Origin of the sequence: uncultured Fibrobacter sp. (assembly GCF_937877005.1) — a bacterium.
GTDB lineage: Bacteria > Fibrobacterota > Fibrobacteria > Fibrobacterales > Fibrobacteraceae > Fibrobacter.
Genome location: NZ_CALEFV010000307.1, coordinates 1 through 1,264 on the forward strand (window position 1 = coordinate 1; position 1,264 = coordinate 1,264).

Sequence of the window (1,264 nt, forward strand, 5' to 3'; positions counted from 1 at the left end):
CTTGAGCTCGGCGAACGTCTCGTCGCGCAAGTTGTCGTTTTTCGCCTGGTTGAACCGCACCAGGGCCGTAAAGTAGTCGAATTCGAATCCTGCCAGGTCCATCGCGCTGGCGACCCGGTTGGCGGCGTCGTCCGAAAGTCCGCTCTTGCCGTCGCAGACCAGTTTCAGGAATACGGGCGAGGAAAACTTGGCGGAGCGGGCGAAGTCACGCCACGAAAAGCCGACCATCTTCTTCTTTTCTTGGTAGAAGTCCTGGATGTATCGGCGGTAGTTGTTGTATTCGATAATGGGACGCATGTCCCGAAAAATAGTAAAAAACTAGAATGTATCAACGCCGTGTATCATGAAATCTCTTCTAAAATTTCTTTCAGGAGCTCGCCGGGGTCGATCTTGAAAAATGCAGCCATGTGGATAAAGTTGAGCATGGTGAGCTGGGTGCGCCCGAAGTTCCCGCTCTTGCGCATGACTCCCACTTCGACCCCGTAAAGCGTGTTCTTGTGCAGGTTGAGCTCGAAGGCTAGCCTGTCGCGGGAAATGCCGATGGCTGCACGGTGGCGCTGGATGACTTTCGCCATCGCCTCGGTAAAGCGGTCTTCGTCGAGACCGAACCAGTCCGGAGTTTTTTTCTGCCTTTTGCCCATGTAACAATTCTTTGTGATACGCTTTATGATACATAAGATAGGCAGAAATTGTAAAATGGCGTCACAGATGTCTGTGAATTTTTTTTGTGCCCCCATGATACTGTTTCGGGGTTGTGATACGGCTTATGATACGGCAACCTGGATTGTCGGTTGCGATATGTCACAATATCACAGTCCTCTGTAAAAATTCCTTAAAAAATTTGTGACGAAGGTGATTTGAAAACCTATATTTACCATAGGAATCACATTCCTTTGTGACTATTTGGTGATTGTGGAAAAGTTTTATTCGTATCATAGATGTGTATATTATTTTGTTACACTACTTAAAATGATGTGTAATTTCTTCTTTTTGGATAAAATTGTATCATAGAAGCTATTGACATTCTCTGAAGGGCAAATATATATTTGTTGCAAAAGTGTTTTAGAAAAAGGCAAAAGGGATAGACGATATGGCTAAAAAATTTCACCTTGCTTGGGGTTCGGTCGCTGCGGTCTGTTTGGCGGGTGTTTACGCCTGTGGCGATAGCGACGACGGCGCAAACGCTTCTATAAATGCGGGTGCAGCTGCCCTCGACGAAGTCTACGCTTCTGAAGATGACTTGCCGGGTTGTACCGAAAAGTAC

At 46.8% G+C, this 1,264-nt stretch carries 2 protein-coding genes; both read right to left on the reverse strand.

Translation table 11 applies throughout. The features are described from left to right. Positions 1 to 297 (reverse strand): TIGR02147 family protein (locus tag Q0628_RS13625; protein ID WP_298771869.1); only part of this gene is annotated, 297 nt, incomplete at its 3' end. A 44-nt stretch (positions 298 to 341) separates the two neighbouring features. Continuing rightward, positions 342 to 641, reverse strand: coding sequence for a hypothetical protein (locus Q0628_RS13630; protein WP_298771871.1), 300 nt, complete (start codon positions 639 to 641; stop codon positions 342 to 344). Positions 642 to 1,264: the final 623 nt, after the last annotated feature.